A 23,948-nucleotide genomic window follows, 5' to 3' on the forward strand; every position below is an offset into this window, starting at 1 on the left:
CCAGGAGCTGCCCGTGGATACGTTCGTCATCGAACGCGACATGCTGTGGACCGCCTTCAGCACGACGCTGACGCTGGCCGTGCTCGCCGGCCTGATCTCGCTGGTGGCCGGGACCGTGATCGCCGGAATGCGAGTCTCCCCGTACGCTCCGCTGCGCGCCCTGGCCACCGGGTACACGGAGTTCCTCCGGAACACGCCACTGACGATCGTGTTCTTCTTCTATGTGTTCGTGACCCCGTCGATGGGCTTCACGTTCGGGTACAAGGCGGCAGCCGTCATCGCGCTGTCGTGCTACACCTCGGCCTTCGTCGCCGAGGCGGTGCGCTCGGGCGTCAACTCGGTCGCGGTGGGCCAGGCCGAGGCGGCCCGATCGCTGGGCATGTCGTTCACGCAGAACCTGAGCATCGTCGTGCTCCCCCAGGCTTTCCGCACCGCCATCCCGCCGCTGATCAGCGTATTCATCGCTCTGGTGAAGAACACCTCGGTCGCCGGGGCCTTCAGCGTGCTGGAGCTGTTCGCGATGTCCCGTCGGTTGACCAACGTCTACTCGGCCGATGTCATCGCGATCCTGGTCGGCGTGGCCGCGTGCTATCTGATCATCTGCATCCCGCTGGGCCAACTGGCAGGACACCTCGAGCGGAAGGTGGCGTTCGCCCGATGACGACCGGACCCGTCCTGTACGACGTCGCCGGCCCTGCGGAGAGGCGGCGGTCCCGCCTGATCTCCGGGGTCCTCACGGTGGTGCTGCTCGTGGGCGCCGGCCTGTTCGCCTACCGCCTGTACCTCAATGGGGTGTTCGACGACCGCTGGGCCGTACTGGTCGACGTCCCGACGAACTTCGCAGGCTTCGAGACCCGCCATGTCTGGCAGGCGATCTTCCGCGGGCTGGGCAATACGTTGCTGGCAGCGGTGATAGCGCTGCCGCTGGCCGCCCTGCTGGCGGTGGTGCTGGTCTCGGTGCGAGCCTCCCCCATCGCTCCGCTGCGGTGGCTGGCGACCGGGATCATCGAGATCTTCCGCGGCCTGCCGGTCGTGCTGGTGATGTTCTTCGGCATCCTGGTGCTGCCCGGGGCCACGCCGCTGATGGCCGTCGTGTTCGGGCTCGTGCTGTACAACAGCGCCGTCTTCGCGGAGATCCTGCGGGCCGGCATCACGGCCCTGCCCAAGGGACAGACGGAGGCGGCCCAGTCGGTGGGGATGGGCCCGATGCTCATCTACCGCGACATCCAGCTGCCTCAGGCCGTGCGGATGATGCTGCCCTCGCTCATCGCTCAGGGCGTGGTGCTGGTCAAGGATTCCTCGCTGGGCTACATCGTGGGCTACGCCGAACTGCTGCGAGGGGTCAGTCGGGTCTCGGACGCCCTGACCAACGCGGCGTACCTCCTGCCGCTGCTCGCGGTGGGCGCGGCCATCTACATCGCGCTGAACATCACGCTGTCACGGGTGGCAGTGTGGGTTCAGCACCGCAGCAGCCTGGCGCGGAAGGCTCCCGCGCGGGTCACCGGGGCGGCAGAGGTCCCGGACTGAGCCGACGTCTCCTCGCGGTACCACCGGGCCCGCGATACTACTCGGCGGCGGCACGCAGCTCGCCGGCGATCACTCGCACCGCGAGGTCACCGGGGTAGCCCTTGCGGGTGAGCAGGGCGTCCAGCCGCCTCGACAACCGGCGGCGGTGGCTTCCGTCCCTCTCGGTGCGCAGCCGTTCCCGGTCGCGATCGCCCAGGCGCGAGCGCACGAGGTCTCGGCACCGCGCCTCCTCGTCGCTCTCTCCTGCGGCCAGCGCCGCGTCGATGTCCGCCGCGGCGACACGCCGGTCCTCGAGCTCGCGTCGCAGCGCCTCGTCACCCAGTGCGCGCAGGGTGCGGCGCTGCTGGACCCATTCGTGGGCGAAGGCGGTGTCATCGAGCAGTCCGGCCCGCTCGATACGGGCCATCGCCTCATGGGCGATCGCCGCGGGAACCTCTCGCTGGTCGAGGCGGTCACGCAGCTCCCCGGCCGATCGCCGGCGCATGGACAGCAGCCGCATCAGATAGCGGCACTCGTGCACGACCGCCTTCTCACGCTCGATGGCCTCCGGGTCCGGGCCGTTTCTGGGCGCGTCGAGAATCTGGCGCGTGCGGCGCTCAAGGCGCTCGCGCACCGCCCCCTCGGCCGGATCTTTCTGCGCAAGGAGAGCGGCGCCGGCGCCCTGGGGGTCGCCGGCGCCGCTCCTGATGCCGTGACGGTGCGCCATCGATCAGATGGTGGCGGGGACGTCCTCGTCGAGGAACTCATCCTCGCCGAGCGCGGCTGCAGGCGCCTCGCTCACCTCGCCCTCGGGTGCGGCCTGTTCCGCGGCGTATTTCCCGACACCGAGGGTGCGCAGGATCTTCTCCTCGATCTCCACCGCCAGATCCGGGTTGTCCTTGAGGAACTGGCGGGCGTTCTCCTTGCCCTGCCCCAGCTGGTCCCCTTCGTAGGTGAACCATGCCCCGGACTTGCGGACCACGCCGTGCTCGACCCCGAGATCGATCAGCCCTCCTTCGCGGGAGATGCCCTCCCCGTAGAGGATGTCGAACTCGGCCTGCTTGAAGGGCGGGGCCATCTTGTTCTTGGCGATCTTGACCCGGGTGCGGTTACCCACGGAATCGGTGCCCGCCTTCAGCGTCTCGATGCGCCGGATGTCCATGCGCACGGAGGCGTAGAACTTCAGTGCCTTGCCGCCGGTGGTGGTCTCGGGGCTGCCGAAGAACACGCCGATCTTCTCGCGCAGCTGGTTGATGAAGATGGCGGTGGTGCCCGAGGAGGACAGGGCACCGGCGAGCTTGCGCAGCGCCTGGGACATGAGGCGGGCCTGGAGACCCACATGCGAGTCGCCCATCTCGCCCTCGATCTCGGCCTTGGGCACGAGGGCCGCGACGGAGTCGATCACCACGATGTCGAGTGCGCCGGAGCGGATCAGCATGTCGGTGATCTCGAGGGCCTGCTCGCCGGTGTCCGGCTGGGAGACCAGCAGTGCGTCGATGTCCACGCCCAGCTTCTTGGCGTACTCCGGATCCATCGCGTGCTCGGCGTCGATGAACGCGGCGATGCCGCCGTTGCGCTGCGCGTTGGCCACCGCGTGCAGGGCGAGCGTGGTCTTGCCGGAGGACTCCGGGCCGTAGATCTCGACGATGCGGCCGCGGGGCAGGCCGCCGACCCCGAGCGCGGCGTCCAGGGCCACGGAGCCGGTGGGGATGACCTCGACCGGCGGCCTGGTGTCATCGCCCAGACGCATGATCGAGCCCTTGCCGAACTGGCGGTCGATCTGGGCGAGGGCGTTGTCGAGCGAGGAGCCGCGATCCTTCGAGGCTGTCTTCGGTGCAGGCATGAGCTTCGTTCCTTCCAAGGGGCCGGGAGTGCCGACGTATTGACCTTGCGGCCACACTAGGCGGCGGCCCCGACATCCGCCGCCGCCCCGATGTCCGTGTGGACGGATGAGGAGTGGGGAGGAAAGACGCGACCGTGCGGATGGTGCCGGGGAGACCGTCGATCCCCACCATACCGAACACGCGTTCGAACACGCGAGAGGATCGGTCGTGTCGCGGCGTGTCGCGCTCCGTCACGGATCAGCGCCGGATCAGGCCCGCCTCAGCGCCGTCGCTGCTCGGCGGGGACCTCCCAGCGCTGGGACTCGGGAACGTCCATGGCGTCGCACAGAGCGGTCCACACCAGACGCACCGCGACCCCGCGCTCGAGGGCCTGCTCGGCGGTCAGACCGCCGGTCTCCTCGAGCACGAGGTCGCGTGTGTAGGTGCGGGCCAGGACCGGGCCGAAGACGTGATCGGCCAGTTCCGTGAACTCGCTGCGCCGCACCTCAGCGGGCGCCGACCAGCGGGGCCGCGTCGTCGGCGAGACCCTCGGGCACGGTGTCGGGGATGCTGACGCGCTCGGCGACGGCGAAGCGGTCGGACACCTCGCGCAGGACGAAGGACAGCGGGAGGCCGAGAGCCTCGGTCACGGAGACCAGCAGTTCGCTGGAGGCCTCCTTCTGGCCGCGCTCGATCTCGCTGAGATATCCCAGGGATACACGGGCATCGGAGGACACCTGCCGCAGCGTTCGGCCCTGGGAACGGCGCGCATCGCGCAGGACGTCCCCGAGCTCCTGACGGAAAAGGACCATGGCCTTGCCTCCGTTCCTCTGGTTGATCTGATGATGGTGCACCCCGTGGGTGCGGTGCGTCGAAGTCATCACGATCAGAACAACGCGGCCACCCCCGTGAGTGTTCCCCAGAGTGTAGTGGCCTCGCTCCCAGCGCCCGCTGGGAATTGTGTATGGCGGACCTGGGAGCGCGACGTCCGCGCCACCGCGCCGGATCGATAGCGCTGACCGGCGGATTCGCTCAGTCCTCGAGTTCGGCCGCCAGCTCATCGAGCGCCGCCTCGACCGCCGCGGCCCGGATGCGCGCTCTTCCGCCGCTGAGATGCAGTTCACGCGTTCGCGTGCGGCCCCCGCGGCGAGCCAGGCCCAGGACCACGGTGCCCTCCGCGACGCCGCGCTCGTCCGGGCCGGGCCCGGCGACCCCCGTGGTCGCGACCGCGAGGTCCGTGCCATAGAGCCCGAGCGCTCCCTCCGCCATCGCCGACGCGACCTGCGCGGTCACCGCTCCCGTCTCGCGCAGCAGCCCGGCGTCCACGCCGAGCACCGCCGTCTTCGCGTCGTAGGAGTAGCAGGCCGCTCCCCCGGCGACCACAGCGCTCGCGCCGGGGACGTCCACCAGGCGCGCAACGACCGCTCCCGCGGTCAACGACTCGGCCGTGGCGATCGTCCATCCCCGCTCAGCGGCCCGCGCGATGACGACGGCCGGGTCAGAGGCCATCGTCATGGCCCGGGCCGCCGGCGAGGGCCTCACGGCGCAGCCGCAGCCCGTCCTTCAGATTCACCAGGCCGGACCATACGGTCAGCACGACGGCCAGCAGCACCAGGGCCAGGCCGAGCCAGCGAGCCGGCTGCCACCACAGCTCGAACGGGATCAGGCAGAAGGTGATGGCGACGGTCTGGACCATGGTCTTCGCCTTGCCGGCCGCATTGGCCGGCAGCGCGCCGTACTTGAGGATCGTGAACCGCATGACGGTGATCCCGATCTCGCGCACCAGGATCAGGATCGTCATCCACCACGGCACGTACTCCCACACCGAGAGCATGATCAGCGCGGCCCCGGTCATCGCCTTGTCCGCGATCGGGTCCACGATCTTGCCGAAGTCGGTGATCAGGTTCCGGCTGCGCGCGAGGTGACCGTCGAGGTAGTCGGTGATCATCGCCAGGACGAACACCGCGGCCACGAGCAGCCGCCCACCGATCGACTCGGGGTAGAGCACGGCGAGCACCACCAGCAGGGGCACCATCGCGCACCGCACCATGGTGAGGATGTTCGCGATGTTCCAGAGCGGGACCGGATCCGTGCGGGGTGTGGTCATCGGTGCTCCTGCTGTGCGAGGTGGGCGGCGGGTGGCATCCGGCGGAGCCGGGTGACGCGGCGGGGTGGCGGGCCGGGGCCGCCGGGTCAGCGGCCCGTGAGGCTCCAGGCGTCCTCTCCGTCCCCATCATCCTCGTCGTAGTACTCGGTGGCGGGCTCGGAGCCGTCGTCGGCCAGCGGATCCGCCGCGTATCGGTCCCCGCCGTCGCCGATCCCGGCCGCTGCGGGGGCAGCTGGGTCTCCCTCCGCACCGGGTTCGAGCTCGACTGCCTGGTCGGCAGCGTACGGCTCGTCCGCGGCGGGCTCTGCGGTCTCCTCCCCGCGGATACGGGCCAGAGCCGTCCCCAGCTCGTCGGGATGGACCAGCACATCGCGGGCCTTGGATCCCTCGGAGGGGCCGACGATCTCCCGGGACTCCAGCAGGTCCATCAGGCGGCCTGCCTTCGCGAAGCCCACGCGCAGCTTCCGCTGCAGCATCGAGGTGGAGCCGAACTGCGTGGTGACCACGAGCTCCGCCGCCTGCAGCAGCACATCGAGATCGTCGCCGATGTCGTCGTCGATCTGCTTCTTGGCCGCGACCACCGTGACGTCCTCACGGTAGTTGGGCTTCATCTGGGACTTGACGTGGTCGACGACCTTGTGGATCTCCGACTCGTTGACCCACGCACCCTGGACACGCATCGGCTTGGCCTTGCCCATCGGGTGGAACAGCGCGTCGCCCTGACCGATGAGCTTCTCCGCGCCCACCGAGTCGAGGATGACCCGGGAGTCCTGCAGGGAGGAGGTGGCGAAGGCCAGGCGGCTGGGGACGTTGGCCTTGATGATGCCGGTGACGACGTCGACCGAGGGTCGCTGGGTGGCCAGGATCAGGTGGATGCCGGCCGCACGGGCGAGCTGGGTGATGCGCTGGATCGACGCTTCGACGTCGCGCGGGGCGACCATCATGAGGTCGGCGAGCTCATCGACGACGACCAGCAGGTACGGGTACGGCGCGAGTCGGCGCTCGCTGCCCGGCGGCGGGGTCAGCTCGCCGGCGCGGACGGCCTTGTTGAAGTCATCGATGTGCTTGTACCCGAAGGTCGCGAGGTCGTCGTAGCGGGCGTCCATCTCCTTGACCACCCATTCCAGGGCTTCGGCGGCCTTCTTGGGGTTGGTGATGATCGGAGTGATCAGGTGCGGGATGCCCTCGTAGATCGTCAGCTCGACGCGCTTGGGATCGACCAGGACCATACGTACCTCTTCGGGGGTGGCACGCATGAGGATCGAGGTGATCATAGAGTTGACGAAGCTGGACTTACCGGCGCCCGTGGCACCAGCGACCAGAAGGTGCGGCATCTTGGCGAGGTTCGCGACCACGTACCCGCCCTCGACGTCCTTGCCCACACCCATCACCAGCGGGTGCTCGTTGCGATGGGCGACGGAGCTGCGCAGCACGTCGCCGAGGACGACCGTCTCGCGGTCCGTGTTGGGGATCTCGATGCCGATGGCCTTCTTGCCCGGGATCGGCGAGAGGATGCGCACGTCCGCACTGGCCACGGCATAGGAGATGTTCTTGTCGAGTGCCGTGACCTTCTCGACCTTGGTGCCGGGAGCAAGCTCGATCTCGTACCGGGTCACCGTCGGTCCCCGGGAGAAGCCGGAGACCTCGGCGTTCACGTTGAACTGCTCGAAGACCTCCATGAGCGCGGCCACGACCTGGTCATTGACCTCGGACCGCGTCTTGTGGGGCGGGCCTTCGGTCAGGAAGGAGGACTCGGGCAGGGTGTAGACGACGTCGCCGGCGAGCTCGAGCTGCTCGCCCGCCCGGGGCAGGTCGCCCATCGGCGGCTCGATCAGGTCGGGCTCCGACTTCTCCGGCTTCTGCTGCGTCGCGGCGGGCCGGGAGGCGGCCGCGCTGCGGGCAGGCTTGGTGGCGCCGGCCGCCGCGGCGGCACCCGGGCCGCCGGCGGGCATCGGGGTGGTCGCGTCAGGGGCGCCCTTCGCGTCCTTCCCCGGGAAGGTCTTGGCACGGTGGTTCTCGTCCTCCACCACGTCGAAGACCTCTGTCGAGTCGACCGGGGCCCGGCCACGGCCGGCTCCGCGGCGCTTCTTCTTCGCCGTGGCCGCCGCGGCGTCCTCGGCGGTCACTCCCTGCTCGAACGCCTCGTCCCCGGCGTAACCGAAGCTCTCGTGGTCGCGACCCGCTGCCTCCGCCTCGGCCTTCTCCTTGCGGCTGCGGCGACGCGGACGCCCGGCGGGCTGAGCCTCGGTCGCCTGCTCGTGGACCTCCGGATCGGCTCGGCGCGGGCGCAGGCCGAAGGCGACGCGTTCGGCGTCCTCCTCCTCGCTGCGGCCGACCATCACCTCGTAGACATCGCGCACGCGCGAGGGGATCGACTCGACGGGGGTGGCGGTCAGGACCAGGATCCCGAAGGCGATCACCACGGAGTGGATGACGATGACGGCGACCGGGGGCAGCAGCGCCTCCAGCGGAGCTGCTGCCAGATACCCGAGGACTCCTCCTCCGCGAGCGAGGTTGTCGATCCCGTCCGCCGGAGCCGGCATGCGCGCGGAGACGGAGGCGATCGCCGAGATCGCGGCCAGCAGGAGCGCGATGCCGATCGCGATGCGCGAGTTGGCCCGGACCTGATCCGGGCGGCGGAACATCCGGATCGCCCAGCCGGCCGCCAGCAGCGGGATCACCATGGAGGAGATGCCGAAGGTCCCGGCCACCACGGTGTGCACCGCGCCGAACACAGGACCGCCCAGCTGCCACCACTCGACGACGGCCACCAGGGTCGCGATGAGCATCAGGAACAGGGCGTAGCCGTCGCGCCGCTGCTCGGGGGCGACCTCCCAGCGCGCCACACCGATGGAGCGGATGAAACCGCCGACCATCCGGGCGATCGCCAGATAGCCGGAGCGCACTGCGCGCACCGGCAGGGGAAGCGTCGACGGGTCGTGGGCCGCGGAGCCGGCGGTGCGCGAGCTACCGGCAGCCGAGGTCCGTGACGAGCCTTTCGACGCACGTGCGGGGGAAGACGTACGTGTCGCCATGGCACCAGGGTACCGTCCAGCTCGGCCCCAGCCCGGGAGGCTGGGCCTGCGATCAGGCGCTATCTCACCGCTCGCAAGCTCGCAGCACGTCGATCAGGCCCCGCCGAATCTCCTGATCTCCTACCGCTCGCAAGCTCGCAGCACGTCGATCAGGCTTCACTGAACCTCCTGATCTCCTACCGCTCGCAAACTCGCAGCACGTCGATCAGGGGGTCAGGCTTCGATCACGATGGGGATGATCATGGGGCGGCGGCGCAGGCGCTGGGAGACGTAGCGGCCGACGACGCGGCGCATGATCTGCTGCAGCTGGTGGGTGTCACGGCGGTTGGACTGATCGGCCACGGCCTGCTCGAGCGCCTTGACGATCTCGGGACGGATCTTCTGGAAGACCACGTCGTCCTCGGCCACGCCGCGCGCGTGGATCTCGGGACCGGCGATGAGCGAACCGGTCTCCGAGTTGACCACGGCGAACAGGGAGATGAAGCCCTCGTCCCCGAGGATGCGGCGGTCCTTGAGATCCGCTTCGGAGATCTCGCCGACGCTGGAGCCGTCGACGTACACGTAGCCGTTGGGCACCTCACCGACGACCTTCGCGACGCCGTCCTTGAGGTCGACGACGTGACCGTCCTTGGCCAGGACCACCCGCTCCGGCGGCACACCGGTGGCTTCCGCGATCTTGCCGTTGGCGATGAGGTGGCGGACCTCGCCGTGGATCGGCATCACGTTCTTCGGGCGCACGATGTTGTAGCAGTACAGCAGCTCGCCGGCACTGGCGTGACCGGAGGTGTGCACCTTCGCGTTGCCCTTGTGGACCACCTCGGCGCCGAGCGCCATCAGGCCGTTGACCACACGGAAGACCGCGTTCTCGTTGCCCGGGATCAGCGAGGAGGCGAGGACCACGACGTCCCCGGGGCCCACGCTGACGCGGTGGTCGCGGTTGGCGATGCGGCCGAGCGCCGCCATCGGCTCGCCCTGGCTGCCGGTGCACATCAGCACGACCTGCTCATCGGGCAGGTTGTCGATGCGCTTGACGTCCACCAGGATGCCCTCGGGCACATCGAGGTACCCCATGTCCGCGGCGATGCCCATGTTGCGCACCATCGAACGGCCGACGAAGGCGACCTTCCGCCCGTGGGCGGCGGCCGCATCGAGCACCTGCTGGACGCGGTGGACGTGACTCGAGAAGGAGGCGACCACGATCTTCTGGCGTGCGCGGCCGAACACCGCGTCCAGGGTGGGTCCGATCTCCTTCTCGCCGACGGTGAACCCGGGCACCTCGGCGTTGGTGGAGTCGGTCATGAACAGATCCACGCCGGCCTCGCCGAGGCGTGCGAAGGCGCGCAGGTCGGTGATCCGGCCGTCCAGCGGCAGCTGATCCATCTTGAAGTCGCCGGTGTGCAGGACGGTGCCGGCCGGGGTCGAGACATGGACGGCGAGCGCGTCCGGGATCGAGTGGTTCACGGCGACGAACTCGCAGTCGAACGGGCCGAAGCTCTCCTGCTGGCCCTCCTTCACCGCGTAGGTGAAGGGCTTGATGCGGTGCTCCTTGAGCTTCGCCTCGATGAAGGCCAGGGTCAGCTGGCTGCCGATCAGCGGGATGTCGGGCTTCATCCGCAGCAGGTAGGGCACCGCGCCGATGTGGTCCTCGTGGCCGTGGGTCAGCACGATCGCGGCGACGTCGTCCAGGCGATCGCTGATCATGTCGAAGTCCGGCAGGATCAGGTCGACCCCGGGCTGGGCGTCCTCGGGGAAGAGGACCCCGCAGTCGACGATGAGCAGCCTGCCCTCGAACTCGAGCACGGACATGTTGCGGCCGACGTCCCCCAGCCCGCCCAGCGGGGTGACCCGCAGGGTGCCGCGCTTCAGCTTCGGCGGCTGGTTCAGTCGGTGGGAATACGAAGTGGTCATAGAGGCCTCCGAGCCTTATCGCGTGGGGGGTACGCCGTCGGCCGCGTCCAGCGCGGCGGCGAGCGCGCGCAGCTGGTCGGCATCGGCAGGAACATGGGGGCCGCGCATGGCCGCGTGGGGCAGCACGCCCTGCAGGGCGAGAGCGGCCTTGGCGGCGACGGCCCCGGGGATGTGATTCATGATGGCCTCGACCACGGGGGCGAGGCGGTTGTGGGCGTCGCGCGCGGCGACGAGGTCGGACCGGTCCACGGCCTCGACCATCTGCTTCTCGAGGTCACCGGCGACCTGGCCGACGACGGAGACCATGCCCGCGGCGCCGATCGTCAGCCACGGCAGGTTCAGGCCGTCCTCACCGGAGTAGTAGGCGAGCCCCGTCTCCGCCATCACCCTAGTGGCCTGGAGCAGGTCCGCCTTGGCATCCTTGATCGCCAGGATCCGATCGTGCTCGCCCAGGCGCAGCAGCGTCTCGTAGGCGAGCGCGGCCCCCGTGCGGCCGGGGATGTCGTAGAGCATGACGGGCAGGTCGGTGGCGTCGGCGACCGCGGTGGTGTGCGCGATGATGCCGGCCTGGCTGGGCTTGGAGTAGTACGGGGTCACCACCAGCAGCCCGTCCAGGCCGAGCTCGGCGTGCGCGCGGGCCAGGTCGATCGAATGGGCCGTGTCATAGGTGCCCACCCCGGCGACGACCTTGATCTCGGGGCCGACGGCCGCACGCACGGCGCGGGCGAGTTCGATCTTCTCGACGTCGGTGAGGGTCGGGGCCTCTCCGGTGGTGCCGGAGACCACGATGAGATCGTTGCCGTGCTCGCTGACGTGCGCGGCCAGTGCCTGGGCGGCATCAAGGTCGATCTCGTGGGCGTCCTCGGTGAACGGAGTGACCACAGCGGTCCCCACGGTGCCGAAGGGCCGCAGGGGGCGCGAATCGGGGCTGGTCATGGTCTCCTCCCGGAAAAGTCGTGGTCCCCGGAGCCTAGTCCAGGCCGGGCCGCGGTCTGTGCCCTCACGCGGGGCCGAGATCGACCAGGATCGCCAGCGGAGTGCGCTGGCGGCCCTGGCCGAGGGGGTTGTCGGCGAACGTCGCCTCCAGGCGCTCGTTCGCGGTCGTCACGTCCGACCCCAGCACGTTGCGGCCGATGTCGTTGGCGTCCATCACGACCGTGCCGGTGAAGCTGTCGCGCACGGCCGCCGGGATCTCGGCGCCGCGGATGGCCGCCGAGATCCGCGCGGAGACGGCGTCGGGATCCTTCGGCGGCAGCTTCGCCGAGACGTTCGAGGGGAAGGCGGAGTACGGGGTCGGCCCGTCGATCGCACGGACGTCGGCCCCCACCACGTGGTAGAAGAGCCCGCGCTTGCCGATCAGTTTGCCCGCGGCTCCGGCCGCCGAGGCGGCGACCACCCGGGGCAGTCCGACCTCGCGCACGGCCAGCTCCATGGTGGTGGGATCGCCCAGTCCGATGCCGGCCGGCGTGCGGGTGACGAACCGGCTGAGGACCCTCGCGGCGGGGCGCGGCGTGATCTCCCAGGTGAACCACGAGCGGCCCTGGGCGATGGCGATGATCTTCTCGCTGATCACGAAATACCACGGCGCGCCGGCAGGGAGGGCATCGGCGGGGAGGGAGGCGGCGAACCGCTCGACGTGCTCGCGGACCCGCGCCTCGATGTCATCGCCGCGGGTGACCAGCTCGGTCTGCAGCGGGAAGCGGCGCCAGATATGGCCGTCAGCCTCCGAGACCAGGTCGAGCTGCTTGCCCGGGTTGGCCGTGTAGTCGCTCTTGGCCTCGGCCGCCTCGTCCGGATCCGCGGTCGGCGCGGTCGTCGTCCGTGCGGCGCGGGCCGCAGCAGGCTCAGCAGGCCCACCAGAGCCGGCCAGGCCACCCGGCGCGGCCAGGGTGGAGCTCTCGGGGGCGTCGATGTAGGTGCGCAGCCACAGCTCGAGGTTCAGCAGGCGCCAGAAGACGCCCGTGTCGTGGGTTCCCGGGTTCGCCAGGAAGTCGTCGAACAGGGCCAGCACACTAGGGGCGTCGACATAGGGCCGATCGGCGAAGCTCTCCGAGGCGAAGATCTCCCGCACGGCCGGGCCGAGGGCACGGAGCCACTCGTCCTCGGCGGAGGCGAGAACGCCGGCTCCTGCGACACCGGCGCCGGCACCGGCACCGTGTCGGCCCCGATGGTCGGTGCTCGCGCCGGGCACGATCCCGTCCATCGCCTCACGCAGGATCCCGCAGCCGCGCCCGCCGGCGAGGAAGGCCGACTCCTCGAGGGAGAACAGGAAGGCCAGCAGCTCCTTGTCGAGGAAGGGCAAGCGCCCCTGGACCCCGGAGCGCCTCGAGAACCTGTCGTGCTCGCGCAGCAGCGCCGGCAGCGAGGTGCGGAACACGTCCTCCAGCAGCCGCTGCTTGAGGTCGTCCTGGACGAGGCTGAGCGTCTCGGCGCTGTGCTCCTCCACGAAACCGGAGTTCAGCAGCGCGTCGACCGGCACCGCGGCGCGTCCGGAGCCCCGCCGCGCGGCCGCGCGCAGGAGGTCACGGGAGGCGGCGAGCTCACGGGCCAGCGGGGCGAGTCTCCTCTGGCGGCGCAGCTGTCGCAGGTACACCCGGTGATGTCGCTCGTCCCCGGCCATCGTCTGGCTCGCTCCGAGGCCGTCCAGCAGCGCCGTGACGTGCTGGCCGGCCTCGCGAAGGACCGCGTACCGCGCATACGGAGCGCTCGAGGCGGCCGGCTCCCCCTGGGCGCGGACCGCCTCGCGGAGGTCCTCGAGGTCGCCCCCGGCGCCCGGGCGCACCTCGTGCGCGGCGATCTGGTCCTGGTAGTCGGCGAGCAGGGAGTCCACGTCGGAGGCATCCTGGTCGACGGCGCCGGTGGGGGTCGCGCGGAGAACGTGCTGGCGGGCACCGACGGCGCTGTATGCCTCGTCGTCGGGCTCCTCGCGCAGGTGGCGCGCGATCACGGCGGCGATCGCCGAGGAGCCCAGGTCGCCGGAGACGGAGGTGCCCACGGTCCCGTCGGAGGTCAGGCGCAGACGGATCGCGCGCTCGAACCGCTCCCGGTACTCGGCGACGGTGTCCTGGTCGACGGGCCGGCCGGGGCGCGCGGCGATCCGGCGCAGCTCCTCCTGCAGGCTCGAGAACTCGGTCACCTCGGCGGACGCTGTGCTGCCCGTGCTGCCCGTGCTGTCCGTGCTGACTCGCAAGACCTGGCCGGGCAGGAGCCGGCGCACACCGTCGAAGAAGGTCCGGGAGTCCTCGTCGTGAACGCCGAACTGCAGGTAGCGGTAGACGGTGCGGTCATCCGGTGCGGCCTCGAACTGCTCCGCGGCCAGCAGGGCGGAGATCTCGGACGCGAAGAGGAGCTGGGGACCTCGCCCGCCGTCGCCCAGCCAGTAGTAGAGGGGTTTGATCCCGACCTGGTCGCGAGCCAGGACGAGCTCGCCGGTCTGCGTGTCGTGGATGGCGAGCGCGAACATGCCGTTGAAGCGGTCGTAGGCGGCGGTGCCCCATTGCGCGTGCGCCGCCAGCACCACCTCGGTGGCCGTGTCGGTGCGGAAGCTGTGGCCGAGCTGCTCGAGCTGCGTGCGCAGCTCCCCGTGATTGTGGACCTCGCCGTCGTGGACGATCGTGTACCGGCCGTCCGATGAGGCCATCGGCTGAGTGCGGTCCGGGCTGCGGTCGTTCGGCTCACGATGCACCAGAGCGGCCTGGTCGGTGACGACGAGGGCCTCGTCCTCCGGGACGGTGCGGGCCCCGTCGTGGGCCAGGGCGCCGGCCATCCGCCGGGCGATGCCCTCGGTGTCGGCGCCGAATCCGTAGCTGCCGGAGATTCCGCACATGGGACGAGTCCTTTCGAGGGGGACGGCACCGGTCATCGGCCCGGCGCTGCAGCAGCCGCCCGGCGCCGCGCCACAGGTGAGGGTCGGGCCGAGATCGGCAAGCCGCCTGAGCTTATCAACGCGGTCCCGACGCACAGGCCCGACGCGGCGAGGCGTCTCAGCTGCCGCGGCGCGAGAGCACGAGGTCCCCGTCGCTGACGCGGATCTCGAGGTCGTCCAGCGACGTGACCAGGGCGTCCGCGATCGGCGCCAGATCCGCGGCCGGGGTGGTGCTGGTCACCGCGACGGTACGGGCACCGGCGTCCGCGCCGGATCGCAGGCCGCCCACGGAGTCCTCGACGACGATGCACGCGCCGGGTTCCGCCCCGAGACGCTGGGCACCGAGGCGGTAGGGCTCCGGGTCCGGCTTGCCACGGGTGACCTGGTCCGCGGTGACCATGTCCGGCGGGACGGGCAGACCGGTCGTGGCCCAGCGGGCCTCGAACAGGGGCGCGGTGCAGGAGGTCACGATGGTCCAGGTGGCCCGGCCCAGCTGCTCTGCAGCGGCATCGAGCTCGCGCAGCAGCCGCTCGGCACCCGGCAGGGTGAGGATCGAGCCGACGTCGGCGATCTCGAGCGCCTCGACGCGGGCGTGGGCCTGGTCACGCTGTTCCTCGGTGAGCTCGGGCAGCAGCTCCGCGAGGACCTGGCGGGCCGGCTTGCCGTGCATGTCGTGGCCGAACTCGACGCCGGCGTCGTACTCGCGCAGCAGCGTGTTCCAGGCGCGTTCGACCGCCGGTCCGGAGTCGATCAGGGTGCCGTCCATGTCCAGCAGCAGCGCTCGCGCGCGCAGCGGGAGCTCATCGACAGGAGTGGGCACGTCAGGAGTGTCCGGGGTGGCCGTCATGGCCCTACGTTCTCACATCGCGAGGCGGACGCGAAGGCAGTGTCCTCCCTGGTGACCGTACAGTGTCGACCATCATGACGACCGCTTCCTCCTCGGCCGGCCACAGCGGACCGGAGCTCCCCCTGCGGCTCCGTGCGATCCGCCGCACCGGATTCTCTATCGGCCTCGCGACGGGCCTGTACGGCATCTCCTTCGGAGCACTCGCGACGGCCTCGGGGCTGGACGTGTGGCAGGCGATGGTGCTGTCGGCGGTGATGTTCACCGGGGGCAGCCAGTTCGCCTTCGTCGGCGTGATCGGCGGGGGCGGCTCCGTCGCCGGGGCGGCCATCGCCTCGGTGCTGCTGGGGGTGCGCAACACGCTGTACGGGCTGATCCTCGCGCCGTCCTTCGCCCGCGGCGGATGGCGGGGTCTCGCGCGGACGCAGCTGACGATCGACGAGTCGGCTGCCCTGGCCGCCTCCGGCACCACCGACGAGGAGAGGCGCGCCGGCTTCTGGGCCGCCGGTCTGTGCGTCTATGCCTTCTGGAACCTGTTCTCCCTGGTCGGCGCGGTCGCGGGGCAGTATGTCGCGGATCCCGGGGCGTGGGGGCTCGACGCAGCGGCCGCCGGAGCGTTCCTGGCCCTGCTGTGGCCGCGGCTGCGCGGCGGAGATGCCGTGGCGATCGCGGTGGCCGGTGCCTTCGTCGCCCTGCTGGCCACCCCTGTGCTGCCCTCGGGGCTGCCCGTGCTCGCCGCGGCCCTGGTAGCCGTCGTCGCAGGGCTCCTGCCGTCGCGGCGGGGCAGTGCAGAGCGCCCCCACCGTCCCGAGGAGGAACGCCGATGAGCACGCTGTGGATCGCGGTGATCGCGGCCTCGGTCATCTCGTTCGCCCAGAAGTGGCTGGGCTACCAGGCGCCACCGGACGTGCTGGAGCGTCCTCGGGTCGCCCGCATCACGTCCCTGCTGCCGATCGCGCTGCTGGGTGCGCTGGTGGCGACGCAGACGGCGACCAGTGGAACGGAGATCGTCCTGGATGCACGTCTGGCCGGTCTGGGCGTCGCGGTGGTGCTGCTGGTGCTGCGCGCACCGTTCCTCGTGGTCGTGATCGGTGCGGCTGTGGCCGCGGCGGGGCTGCGCGCCCTCGGATGGGCCTGACCCGCCCGGCCCTCTAGCGGCCGCGCTGCTCCTCGATCGCGCGCCGGGTCGCCATGCGGGCGCCCTTGCGGTCACGCAGCGCGTCATAGGCGAGGGCGAGGCGGAACCAGGCGCTCCATTCGTGCTCGGCGCCGTCCTGGATCGCGGCCCGGGCGGATTCGAACTCCGCTCGAGGGTCGTCGGGGATCGCTCCGGGCGGCGGTGCGTAGCGTTCGGCGAGGCGCCCGGAGGCGAGGCCGAACAGCACCTCGCGCCACGTCACCCACACGCTGAGGCCGAGCAGGATCGCGATGCCGAGGGCCAGGCCGTAGCCGAGGGCGCTGCCGGCGCGGGCGAAGCCGACGGCTATCCACCCCAGTCCGTAGCAGTACGCCGCGGTGATGAGGACCAGGACGGCGACGAAGAGTTTCTGACGCATGGAGGTCCGCGTGCTCAGCCGAGCTCGAGGTACCCGTCGAGCCCCACGGTGAGTCCGGGGTGCGCGGCGACCTCGCGGATGCCCAGCAGCACGCCGGGCATGAAGCTGGCGCGGTCGAAGGAGTCGTGGCGGAGCTGGAACTGCTCCCCCGGCCCCCCGAACTGGACGACCTCGTGGGCGACCAGTCCGCGCTGACGGACCGCGTGGACGTGGATGCCGTCGATGACGGCCCCGCGGGCGCCCTGCGGATCCTTCTCGGTCGCGTCCGGGACCGGGCCGAGGCCGGCGGCCGCCCGGCCGCGGGCGATCGCCGCGGCGGTGTGCGTGGCGGTCCCGGAGGGGGCGTCGAGCTTGTTCGGATGGTGCATCTCGATGATCTCGGCGCTGTCGTAGTAGCGGGCAGCGACCTCCGCGAAGCGCATGGCCAGCACGGCACCGATCGCGAAGTTCGGCGCGATCAGGACGCCCACCCCGTCGGCCCCCTCGAGCTGCGTGCGCACTGCGGCCAGGGAGTCCTCGGTCCAGCCGGTGGCGCCGACGACGGCGTGGACCCCGTGCTCGATCAGCCAGCGGACGTTGTCGCCGGTCGCGGCCGGCACGGTGAGATCCACCGCGACCTGCGCCCCGGCCTCGGTGATCGCGGAGAGGTCGTCGTCGCGACCGATGCGGGCGACGAGTTCGAGGTCCGGTGCCTCGTCGATCGCACGGCATGCCTCGGTGCCCATGCGCCCTCCGGCGCCGAGCACGGCCACGGGCACGGTGGTCTGGTCTGTCTGGGTCATGGCGTGCTCCTCGATCGTCGGCGGATGGCGGATAGATGATAGTGAGCTGGTCGGGCGACCGGAGTGCGGTGGCCGAGCTGGACGGCACCGGAGGACGGCCCGGAATGCTCGGCTCCCGGCTCGCCGGGGTCAGCTCTCGGGGCCGACCTCGACCCGGGTGCTGAAGGACGTGGACAGGCGGGCGGCGAGATCGCGCACCGCGGCGGCATCGACGCGGCCGATCTTCTCCAGCGTCTCGTCCACGCTCGAGTAGGTGCCGTGGACGAGCTCGATGGTGCCCAGGCGGCCCATGCGGCTGCTGGTGTCCTCCAGCCCCAGCGCGAAGGAGCCGGTGATCTGACCGCGAGCGCGGGCGAGCTCGTCCTCGTCGACGCCCTGCTCCCCCATCCGTGCCAGCTCGGCGCCGAGGAGCTCGACCACCTCGGTGGTCCGGCCCGGACGGCAGGCCGCGTAGAGGCCGAACAGCCCGGCATCGCGGTATCCGGAGCTGAAGGAGTACACCGAGTAGGCCAATCCGCGCTGCTCTCGGATGTTCTGGAACAGACGGGAGGACATGCCACCGCCGAGGATCGACATCAGCACCGACATGGCGTGGCGCTCCTCGCTGACCGCCGGGATCCCCTGCCCGCCGAGGTAGATGTGGTTCTGCTCGGCGGGCCGCAGCAGCCGGTGCGGATCGATGCCGGCGACGTTCGCGACCACGCCGCCGCCGGACTCGCCTCCGGCGGCGTCGGTTCGCAGGCGTCGCGCGGGCAGGGCGCCGGGCTCGAGTCTCCATCCACCGCGGCGCAGGCCCGCCTGCACCAGCTCGGCGAGCTCGTCGTGGTCGATGTCGCCGACGGCCGTGACCACCAGGTTGCCGGGCCGGTAGTGCTCGGCCCAGTGGGCGCGGACGTCCTCGATGCTCAGCGCGTTCACGCTCTCGGCGGTGCCGCCGACGGGACGGCCGATCGCCGTGTCGGGCCCGAGGACGTCGGCGAGGAAGGTCTCGTAGCCGATGTCGGTCGGGTCGTCCTCTGCCATGGCGAGCTCTTCGAGGATCACCTCGCGCTCGGTGGCCAGGGCCTCCTCCTCGAGGCGGCTGGCGGTGATCATGTCGGTCAGGACGTCGACCGCCCTGGGAACGTCCGCTGAGCGCACACGCCCGAAGTACAGGGTGTGCTCCTTCGCCGTGATGGCGTTGGAATCGCCGCCGACCTCGTCGAACGCCGTGGCGATGTCCATCGCGCTGCGGCGGTGGGTGCCCTTGAACATCAGGTGCTCGAGCACGTGGGTGGAGCCGGCATGCTGCGGCAGCTCGTCGCGGGAGCCGACCGGCAGCCAGAGCCCGATGGTCGCGCTGCGCACGCTGGGATCGGTCTGGGTCAGCAGCCGCACGCCGCCGGGCAGGATGCTGCGGCGCACGCCGGTGGCGGCATCGAGCATCACATCGGACGCGGGGTCGTCGAAGGCGAGGTCGGAAGGCATCGGTTGATTCTCCCACGGGCCGGAACACCCCGGGGGAACCGCTCCGAGGCGTCGGGAATCGGGGGGTGCACGGCGGCACCGGAGAGACGGTGCTTCCTCGACTCCGTCGGCGAGGGCGGGAGCAGAGATGAGGAGTTCAGGGCACGACGATGTGCTGTCGGCCGTCGATGAGCTCACGGACGATGTCCAGATGGCCCGCGTGCACGGCGGTCTCCTCGAGCATGCGCAGGACGATGCCGCGGCCGTCGGCCATGATCGGCCCGTCGAACACACTCGCGGGCGGTCGCCAGCGCGGCGGCTCGGCGAGGTCGACGCGCGCGAGGACCTCGTCGGAGCGCTCGATCTCCTCGCGGTACCGGGAGATGGCGTCCCGCCCGGAGGCCGGGCCGTCTCTCCATCCGTCGCACAGTCCCTCGATCGCTCGGGGCTGGGCATCGAGCACCGCGGAGATCCAGAACCTCTCGTCGTCGAAGGTCAGGTGGCCGAGCAGCTGCGTGATCGACCACCCCGAGGGCACATGGACCTCGGCCATCCGCGCATCGTCGAGACCGTCGACGACCGCCAGCACATGGCCTCGCTGCTCGGTCAGCAGCGCGATCAGATCAGGATCGTGCATGGATGCTCCTCAGCGTCGTGCCGTCGCGCTTCCATCACATCAGGTCCCACCCGAACGTGGAAGCCCTGGAACGACGGACGGGCGGCACCCCCGCAGGGATGCCGCCCGTCCGTCGTTGCCGGATCACCCGGCGAGGATCACTCCTGGCCGGCGTCCTCGGCCGGCTTCTCGTCGGCCTGCTCGTCCTTCTCGTCCTCGATCACGCCGAGGGAGATCTTGCCGCGGGCGTCGATCTCGCGGATCTCCACCTCGATCTTCTGACCGACCTTGGCAACGTCCTCGACGTTCTCGACCCGCTTGCCGTCGTTCAGCTTGCGCAGCTGGGTGACGTGGAGCAGGCCGTCCTTGCCCGGGGTGAGGGAGACGAACGCGCCGAAGTCGACCACACGCACCACGGTGCCGAGGTAGCGCTCGCCGACCTCCGGGACCATCGGGTTGGCGATGGCGTTGATCGCGGAGCGGGCGGCCTCGGCCGAGGGGCCGTCGGTCGCACCGATGTACACGGTGCCGTCGTCCTCGATCGTGATGTCCGCGCCGGTGTCGTCCTGGATCTGGTTGATCATCTGGCCCTTGGGGCCGATGACCGCACCGATCTTGTCGACGGGCACGGTGACCGCGAGCACGCGCGGGGCGTGCGGGCTCATCTCGTCGGGCGTATCGATCGCCTCGTTCAGCACGCCCAGGATGGCCAGTCGGGCCTCACGGGCCTGCGACAGCGCGCCGCCCAGCACCGAGGCGGGGATGCCGTCGAGCTTGGTGTCCAGCTGGATCGCCGTGACGAACTCGGAGGTGCCGGCGACCTTGAAGTCCATGTCGCCGAAGGCGTCCTCGGCGCCGAGGATGTCGGTCAGCGCCGCGTAGCGGGTCTCACCGTCGACGGTGTCCGAGATCAGGCCCATCGCGATGCCCGCGACCGGTGCCCGCAGCGGCACGCCGGCGTTCATCAGCGACAGGGTGGAGGCGCAGACGGAACCCATCGACGTGGAGCCGTTGGAGCCGAGGGCCTCGGAGACCTGACGGATCGCGTAGGGGAACTCCTCGCGGCCGGGCAGGACCGGGACCAGGGCGCGCTCGGCGAGCATGCCGTGGCCGATCTCGCGGCGCTTCGGGGAGCCCACGCGACCGGTCTCGCCGGTGGAGTACGGCGGGAAGTTGTAGTGGTGGACGTAGCGCTTGCGGGTCACCGGCGACAGCGAGTCGATCTGCTGCTCCATCTTGAGCATGTTCAGCGTGGTCACGCCCAGGATCTGGGTCTCGCCGCGCTGGAACAGAGCCGAGCCGTGCACACGCGGGATGACCTCGACCTCGGCCGACAGCGCACGGATGTCACGCAGACCGCGACCATCGATGCGGACGCCGTCGGTGAGGACCTTCTTGCGCACGACCTGCTTGGTCAGGGCGCGGAAGGCTCCGCTGACCTCCTTTTCGCGTCCCTCGAGCTGCTTGCCCTCACCGGCGAGCTCGTCGGTGACCTCGGCCAGCAGCTGCTCGGTGCGCTCCTCGCGCTCGCTCTTGCCGGAGATCGACATGACCTCGGCGAGACGATCGGTGGCGGCTCCGGCGACGATCTCGTAGGCATCGTCCTGGTAGTCCAGGAACAGCGGGAACTCGCGCACCGGCTTGGCGGCGGTGGCGGCCAGCTCCTGCTGGGCCACGCACAGGCTGCGGATGAAGACCTTGGCGGCCTCGAGGCCTTCGGCGACGACCTCCTCGGTGGGGGTGATCGCGCCCTGCTCCTTGATCAGCGTCCAGGAGTTGTCGGTGGCCTCGGCCTCGACCATCATGATCGCCACGTCGGACTCATCGCCCTCGCCGGTGATGCGGCCGGCGACGACCATGGAGAACACGGCCTCCTCGAGCTGGGAGAACGTGGGGAAGGCGACCCACTGGCCGCCGCCCTGGGCGGTCGGGATCAGAGCGATGCGCACCGCACCGATCGGGCCCGAGAAGGGCAGACCGGAGATCTGGGTGGAGGCGGAGGCGCCGTTGATGCCGACGACGTCGTACGCGTCGTCAGGTCCGTTGGCCATGACGGTCAGGACGACCTGGACCTCGTTGCGCAGACCCTTGACGAAGGCGGGGCGCAGCGGACGGTCGGTCAGGCGCGCGGCGAGGATCGCGTCGGTGCTGGGACGGCCCTCACGGCGGAAGAAGGAGCCGGGGATGCGGCCCGCGGCGTACATCCGCTCCTCGACGTCGATGGTGAGGGGGAAGAAGTCGAACTGGTCCTTGGGACGGTTCGAGACGGCGGTGGCCGACATGATCATCGTGTCGTCGTCGAGGTAGACGGCGACGGCGCCGGCGGCCTGCTGGGCGAGACGACCGGTCTCGAAGCGGACCTCGCGGCGGCCGAACGAGCCGTTGTCGATGACCGCGGTGGTCGCGGTGATTTCAGGGCCTTCCATGGCCATGTGAATCTCCTTGGGTAGGGGGTTCGCCCTGCCGGCGCGGTCATCGCCAGTCACTCGCGGTCCCGGCGGGACCCGGTGATCTGCCGGGGCCTGCGTACCGCACGTCACTGCCGAGGACCGAACCTGGTCGGGGCGGGTATCTGTTATCTGGTTCTTCGGTGGCCCACCGGGGTGGGCACATGAAACCGCCGCCCGCCCTCAGGGGCGAGCGGCGGATGGTGTCACCGGCGGATGCCGACGCGCTGGATCAGCGAACGGTACCGCTCGATGTCGACGTCCTGCAGGTACTGCAGGAGGCGCTTGCGCTGGCCGACCAGCAACATGAGACCCCGACGAGTGTGGTGGTCGTGCTTGTGGGTCTTCAGGTGCTCGGTCAGGTACTTGATGCGGTGAGTCAGGAGCGCGACCTGGACCTCGGGCGAGCCGGTGTCGCCCTCGGTGGTCCCGAACTCCTTGATGATCTCCTGCTTGGTGGCGGTATCGAAGGCCATGGCTCTCCTGGGTCGTTGCGCGGCGCTCCGGGACCTTGTGTCCTGGGCTCTCTGTGCGAGCTGTCTCCTGTCGGCGCACGCGCCGGGGCGGGTGCTGCGGATAGGGACGAGAATGCTCTCCGCGGCCGAATTCACGGCCTCAGCAGGATATCAGCCGGTGGCTGCGGGACGGGAGCCGTGCACGTCCAGAGTGCGGCGGCTCACCTCCACGTCCTCGCGCATCTGCTCGACCAGGCTCTCGACCGAGTCGAACGTCAGCGTGGGCCGCTGGAACCGGACGAACTCCAGGCGCACCGTGTCGCCGTAGAGGTCGAGGTCGTGGTCACCGTGCACATAGGCCTCCACCGTGCGTCGCGGGCCTCCCGCGCCGTCCTCGTCCTCGAAGGTGGGGTTGGTGCCGATGGAGATCGTCGCAGGTGCGCCGGCCAGCGGCTCGGTGCCCGCATGGCCAGGATCCTGCTCCAGCACGGTGAGGTAGCCGGCGTAGACCCCGTCGGCGGGGATCAGACCGGCCGGTGCCGGGCCGAGGTTCGCGGTCGGGAAGCCGAGCTCGCGCCCTCGCCGATGGCCGTGGTGGATGACATCGGTGACGGTGTGGAGGCGGCCGAGCGCATCGGCCGCCCCGTCGACGTCACCCCCCAGCAGTGCGGCGCGGATCCCGGAGGACGAGATGCGGCCGGTCCCTTCCCCGTCGGGCCCGAGGTCCGCGACGGTCACGACCTCGAAGCCGTACGTGCGGCCCAGTTCGCGCATGGTCTCGATGTTCCCGGCATTGCCCCGGCCGAACAGGGCGTCCTCCCCCAGCACGACGCACTCGGCGCCGAGCCCCTCGACCAGGAACACCCGCACGAAGTCCTCCGCCGAGTACTGGGCGAAGTCGCGGGTGAACTCGAGGTCGAGGACGCCGCTCATCCCGGCGAGCAGCAGCAGCCGATCACGATCGTCCCGCCCCGTCAGCAGCGGGGGGTCACCGGGAGTGCCCATCACGTGCCGGGGGTGCGGCCAGAAGGTCAGGGCGACCGGGGACAGCGAACGTGCCTGCGCGTGGCGCAGCAGCTGGTCGAGCACGTAGCGGTGGCCGCGATGGACCCCGTCGTAGTTGCCGATCGAGACCGCCGTCGCACCGAGGCCGGCGGGAACCTCCTCGACGGAGTGCCAGATGGGGGCGCGGGTCACGGCGGGGTCGGGTCCTTCCAGAGCCGGGAGCACGTCCGAACCCTCGGACGTCGGGACAGGCAGCGGGGCCGGAGCACGTCGCGGAACGTCGCACCGCACGGACGAACGCACCGCGGGAACGACGACCGGCGCAGAACGCAGAACATCGCTCAGCGGCATACGACATCGACGTGCGGGGACACTGTATCCCCCGCGCACGGCCCGGATAGCGCATCGGGATGATACCCAGCTGTGATGAAGGTCGGCGTTTCACTCATATCCCCCACGATGCGCACTCCGCTACCCTGAACGACAAGGCGGCGCCGGGGAGGGACCCCTGTGCCCTCCCGCGAAGTAAGCGGGGGCTGACATGACGGCCGCT

General features: G+C 70.6%; 22 protein-coding genes. 4 read left to right on the plus strand and 18 right to left on the minus strand.

From position 1 onward, the window contains the following. Nucleotides 1-13: 13 nt before the first annotated feature. Nucleotides 14-661, plus strand: coding sequence for an amino acid ABC transporter permease (locus tag ACFQRD_RS01250; RefSeq protein WP_377803312.1), 648 nt, complete (start codon nt 14-16; stop codon nt 659-661). Next, nucleotides 658-1,527 carry an amino acid ABC transporter permease gene (locus ACFQRD_RS01255; RefSeq protein WP_377020404.1) on the plus strand — a complete coding sequence of 290 codons (870 nt, stop codon included), beginning with the start codon at nt 658-660 and terminating at the stop codon, nt 1,525-1,527. The genes ACFQRD_RS01250 and ACFQRD_RS01255 overlap by 4 nt, the downstream gene beginning before the upstream one ends. Before the next feature lie 37 nt (nt 1,528-1,564). Here ACFQRD_RS01255 and ACFQRD_RS01260 read toward each other — a convergent pair whose 3' ends face one another. From ACFQRD_RS01260 to ACFQRD_RS01310, 11 genes are all read right to left on the minus strand, one after another. After that, on the minus strand, nt 1,565-2,233 hold the full coding sequence (locus tag ACFQRD_RS01260; protein WP_377803313.1) for a regulatory protein RecX: 669 nt from the start codon (nt 2,231-2,233) through the stop codon (nt 1,565-1,567). Nucleotides 2,234-2,236: 3 nt separating this feature from the next. After that, complete coding sequence (gene recA / locus ACFQRD_RS01265; protein WP_377803314.1) at nt 2,237-3,349, minus strand: recombinase RecA; 1,113 nt, start codon at nt 3,347-3,349, stop codon at nt 2,237-2,239. 260 nt (nt 3,350-3,609) lie between these two features. Continuing rightward, entirely contained in the window at nt 3,610-3,834 is a 225-nt protein-coding gene (locus ACFQRD_RS01270) for a DUF3046 domain-containing protein (protein WP_377020401.1), read from the minus strand. A gap of 1 nt (nt 3,835) precedes the next feature. Beyond that, nucleotides 3,836-4,141: a helix-turn-helix domain-containing protein gene (locus ACFQRD_RS01275; protein WP_377020422.1), complete on the minus strand. Its 306-nt coding sequence runs from the start codon at nt 4,139-4,141 to the stop codon at nt 3,836-3,838. 220 nt (nt 4,142-4,361) lie between these two features. Further along, on the minus strand, nt 4,362-4,844 hold the full coding sequence (locus ACFQRD_RS01280) for a CinA family protein (RefSeq protein ID WP_377794399.1): 483 nt from the start codon (nt 4,842-4,844) through the stop codon (nt 4,362-4,364). Then, nucleotides 4,828-5,436, minus strand: coding sequence for a CDP-diacylglycerol--glycerol-3-phosphate 3-phosphatidyltransferase (pgsA, locus tag ACFQRD_RS01285; protein ID WP_377794400.1), 609 nt, complete (start codon nt 5,434-5,436; stop codon nt 4,828-4,830). The genes ACFQRD_RS01280 and pgsA overlap by 17 nt, the downstream gene beginning before the upstream one ends. An 86-nt stretch (nt 5,437-5,522) precedes the next feature. Further along, complete coding sequence (locus ACFQRD_RS01290; RefSeq protein WP_377803315.1) at nt 5,523-8,471, minus strand: DNA translocase FtsK 4TM domain-containing protein; 2,949 nt, start codon at nt 8,469-8,471, stop codon at nt 5,523-5,525. Nucleotides 8,472-8,684: 213 nt separating this feature from the next. Beyond that, nucleotides 8,685-10,379, minus strand: a complete 1,695-nt coding sequence (locus tag ACFQRD_RS01295) for a ribonuclease J (protein WP_377020397.1) — start codon at nt 10,377-10,379, stop codon at nt 8,685-8,687. A gap of 15 nt (nt 10,380-10,394) precedes the next feature. Beyond that, nucleotides 10,395-11,315, minus strand: coding sequence for a 4-hydroxy-tetrahydrodipicolinate synthase (gene dapA, locus ACFQRD_RS01300; protein ID WP_377803316.1), 921 nt, complete (start codon nt 11,313-11,315; stop codon nt 10,395-10,397). Nucleotides 11,316-11,379: 64 nt separating this feature from the next. Beyond that, entirely contained in the window at nt 11,380-14,205 is a 2,826-nt protein-coding gene (locus ACFQRD_RS01305) for an asparagine synthase-related protein (protein WP_377803317.1), read from the minus strand. A 157-nt stretch (nt 14,206-14,362) separates the two neighbouring features. Beyond that, complete coding sequence (locus ACFQRD_RS01310) at nt 14,363-15,064, minus strand: HAD-IA family hydrolase (RefSeq protein WP_377803318.1); 702 nt, start codon at nt 15,062-15,064, stop codon at nt 14,363-14,365. Between the two features lie 101 nt (nt 15,065-15,165). Between ACFQRD_RS01310 and ACFQRD_RS01315 the strand changes: the two genes are divergently transcribed. Continuing rightward, nucleotides 15,166-15,915: an AzlC family ABC transporter permease gene (locus ACFQRD_RS01315; protein ID WP_377803319.1), complete on the plus strand. Its 750-nt coding sequence runs from the start codon at nt 15,166-15,168 to the stop codon at nt 15,913-15,915. After that, nucleotides 15,912-16,226, plus strand: a complete 315-nt coding sequence (locus ACFQRD_RS01320; RefSeq protein WP_377020392.1) for an AzlD domain-containing protein — start codon at nt 15,912-15,914, stop codon at nt 16,224-16,226. The genes ACFQRD_RS01315 and ACFQRD_RS01320 overlap by 4 nt, the downstream gene beginning before the upstream one ends. Before the next feature lie 13 nt (nt 16,227-16,239). On the opposite strand, the gene ACFQRD_RS01325 is transcribed toward ACFQRD_RS01320, so the two are convergent. The 7 genes from ACFQRD_RS01325 to ACFQRD_RS01355 all read right to left on the minus strand — a co-directional run bounded on the left by ACFQRD_RS01325 (nt 16,240) and on the right by ACFQRD_RS01355 (nt 23,587). After that, nucleotides 16,240-16,644 (minus strand): hypothetical protein, encoded by a 405-nt coding sequence (locus ACFQRD_RS01325; protein WP_377803320.1) that lies wholly within the window; start codon nt 16,642-16,644, stop codon nt 16,240-16,242. A 14-nt stretch (nt 16,645-16,658) separates the two neighbouring features. Next, nucleotides 16,659-17,426 carry a 4-hydroxy-tetrahydrodipicolinate reductase gene (gene dapB / locus ACFQRD_RS01330; RefSeq protein WP_377803321.1) on the minus strand — a complete coding sequence of 256 codons (768 nt, stop codon included), beginning with the start codon at nt 17,424-17,426 and terminating at the stop codon, nt 16,659-16,661. Nucleotides 17,427-17,555: 129 nt separating this feature from the next. Next, nucleotides 17,556-18,893: a M16 family metallopeptidase gene (locus ACFQRD_RS01335; protein WP_377803322.1), complete on the minus strand. Its 1,338-nt coding sequence runs from the start codon at nt 18,891-18,893 to the stop codon at nt 17,556-17,558. A gap of 136 nt (nt 18,894-19,029) precedes the next feature. Further along, nucleotides 19,030-19,509 carry a DUF664 domain-containing protein gene (locus ACFQRD_RS01340; RefSeq protein WP_377803323.1) on the minus strand — a complete coding sequence of 160 codons (480 nt, stop codon included), beginning with the start codon at nt 19,507-19,509 and terminating at the stop codon, nt 19,030-19,032. A gap of 137 nt (nt 19,510-19,646) precedes the next feature. After that, nucleotides 19,647-21,914: a polyribonucleotide nucleotidyltransferase gene (locus tag ACFQRD_RS01345; RefSeq protein ID WP_377803324.1), complete on the minus strand. Its 2,268-nt coding sequence runs from the start codon at nt 21,912-21,914 to the stop codon at nt 19,647-19,649. Between the two features lie 227 nt (nt 21,915-22,141). Beyond that, the gene (gene rpsO / locus ACFQRD_RS01350; protein ID WP_377020386.1) at nt 22,142-22,411 is read right to left on the minus strand and encodes a 30S ribosomal protein S15; all 270 of its coding nucleotides are present in this window, start codon (nt 22,409-22,411) and stop codon (nt 22,142-22,144) included. Nucleotides 22,412-22,561: 150 nt separating this feature from the next. Further along, the gene (locus tag ACFQRD_RS01355; RefSeq protein ID WP_377803325.1) at nt 22,562-23,587 is read right to left on the minus strand and encodes a bifunctional riboflavin kinase/FAD synthetase; all 1,026 of its coding nucleotides are present in this window, start codon (nt 23,585-23,587) and stop codon (nt 22,562-22,564) included. Nucleotides 23,588-23,948 lie beyond the last annotated feature (361 nt).

The organism is Brachybacterium sp. GCM10030268 (assembly GCF_042666305.1).
Classification (GTDB): Bacteria; Actinomycetota; Actinomycetes; order Actinomycetales; family Dermabacteraceae; genus Brachybacterium.

Bases quoted from the DNA above. Each gene is read 5' to 3' on its own strand.
- ACFQRD_RS01255 (WP_377020404.1), top strand. From the start codon at position 658: ATGACGACCGGACCCGTCCTGTACGACGTCGCCGGCCCTGCGGAGAGG.
- ACFQRD_RS01260 (WP_377803313.1), bottom strand. From the start codon at position 2,233: ATGGCGCACCGTCACGGCATCAGGAGCGGCGCCGGCGACCCCCAGGGC.
- recA (WP_377803314.1), bottom strand. From the start codon at position 3,349: ATGCCTGCACCGAAGACAGCCTCGAAGGATCGCGGCTCCTCGCTCGAC.
- ACFQRD_RS01275 (WP_377020422.1), bottom strand. From the start codon at position 4,141: ATGGTCCTTTTCCGTCAGGAGCTCGGGGACGTCCTGCGCGATGCGCGC.
- ACFQRD_RS01280 (WP_377794399.1), bottom strand. From the start codon at position 4,844: ATGACGATGGCCTCTGACCCGGCCGTCGTCATCGCGCGGGCCGCTGAG.
- pgsA (WP_377794400.1), bottom strand. From the start codon at position 5,436: ATGACCACACCCCGCACGGATCCGGTCCCGCTCTGGAACATCGCGAAC.
- ACFQRD_RS01290 (WP_377803315.1), bottom strand. From the start codon at position 8,471: ATGGCGACACGTACGTCTTCCCCCGCACGTGCGTCGAAAGGCTCGTCA.
- ACFQRD_RS01295 (WP_377020397.1), bottom strand. From the start codon at position 10,379: ATGACCACTTCGTATTCCCACCGACTGAACCAGCCGCCGAAGCTGAAG.
- dapA (WP_377803316.1), bottom strand. From the start codon at position 11,315: ATGACCAGCCCCGATTCGCGCCCCCTGCGGCCCTTCGGCACCGTGGGG.
- ACFQRD_RS01305 (WP_377803317.1), bottom strand. From the start codon at position 14,205: ATGTGCGGAATCTCCGGCAGCTACGGATTCGGCGCCGACACCGAGGGC.
- ACFQRD_RS01315 (WP_377803319.1), top strand. From the start codon at position 15,166: ATGACGACCGCTTCCTCCTCGGCCGGCCACAGCGGACCGGAGCTCCCC.
- ACFQRD_RS01320 (WP_377020392.1), top strand. From the start codon at position 15,912: ATGAGCACGCTGTGGATCGCGGTGATCGCGGCCTCGGTCATCTCGTTC.
- ACFQRD_RS01325 (WP_377803320.1), bottom strand. From the start codon at position 16,644: ATGCGTCAGAAACTCTTCGTCGCCGTCCTGGTCCTCATCACCGCGGCG.
- dapB (WP_377803321.1), bottom strand. From the start codon at position 17,426: ATGACCCAGACAGACCAGACCACCGTGCCCGTGGCCGTGCTCGGCGCC.
- ACFQRD_RS01335 (WP_377803322.1), bottom strand. From the start codon at position 18,893: ATGCCTTCCGACCTCGCCTTCGACGACCCCGCGTCCGATGTGATGCTC.
- ACFQRD_RS01340 (WP_377803323.1), bottom strand. From the start codon at position 19,509: ATGCACGATCCTGATCTGATCGCGCTGCTGACCGAGCAGCGAGGCCAT.
- ACFQRD_RS01345 (WP_377803324.1), bottom strand. From the start codon at position 21,914: ATGGAAGGCCCTGAAATCACCGCGACCACCGCGGTCATCGACAACGGC.
- rpsO (WP_377020386.1), bottom strand. From the start codon at position 22,411: ATGGCCTTCGATACCGCCACCAAGCAGGAGATCATCAAGGAGTTCGGG.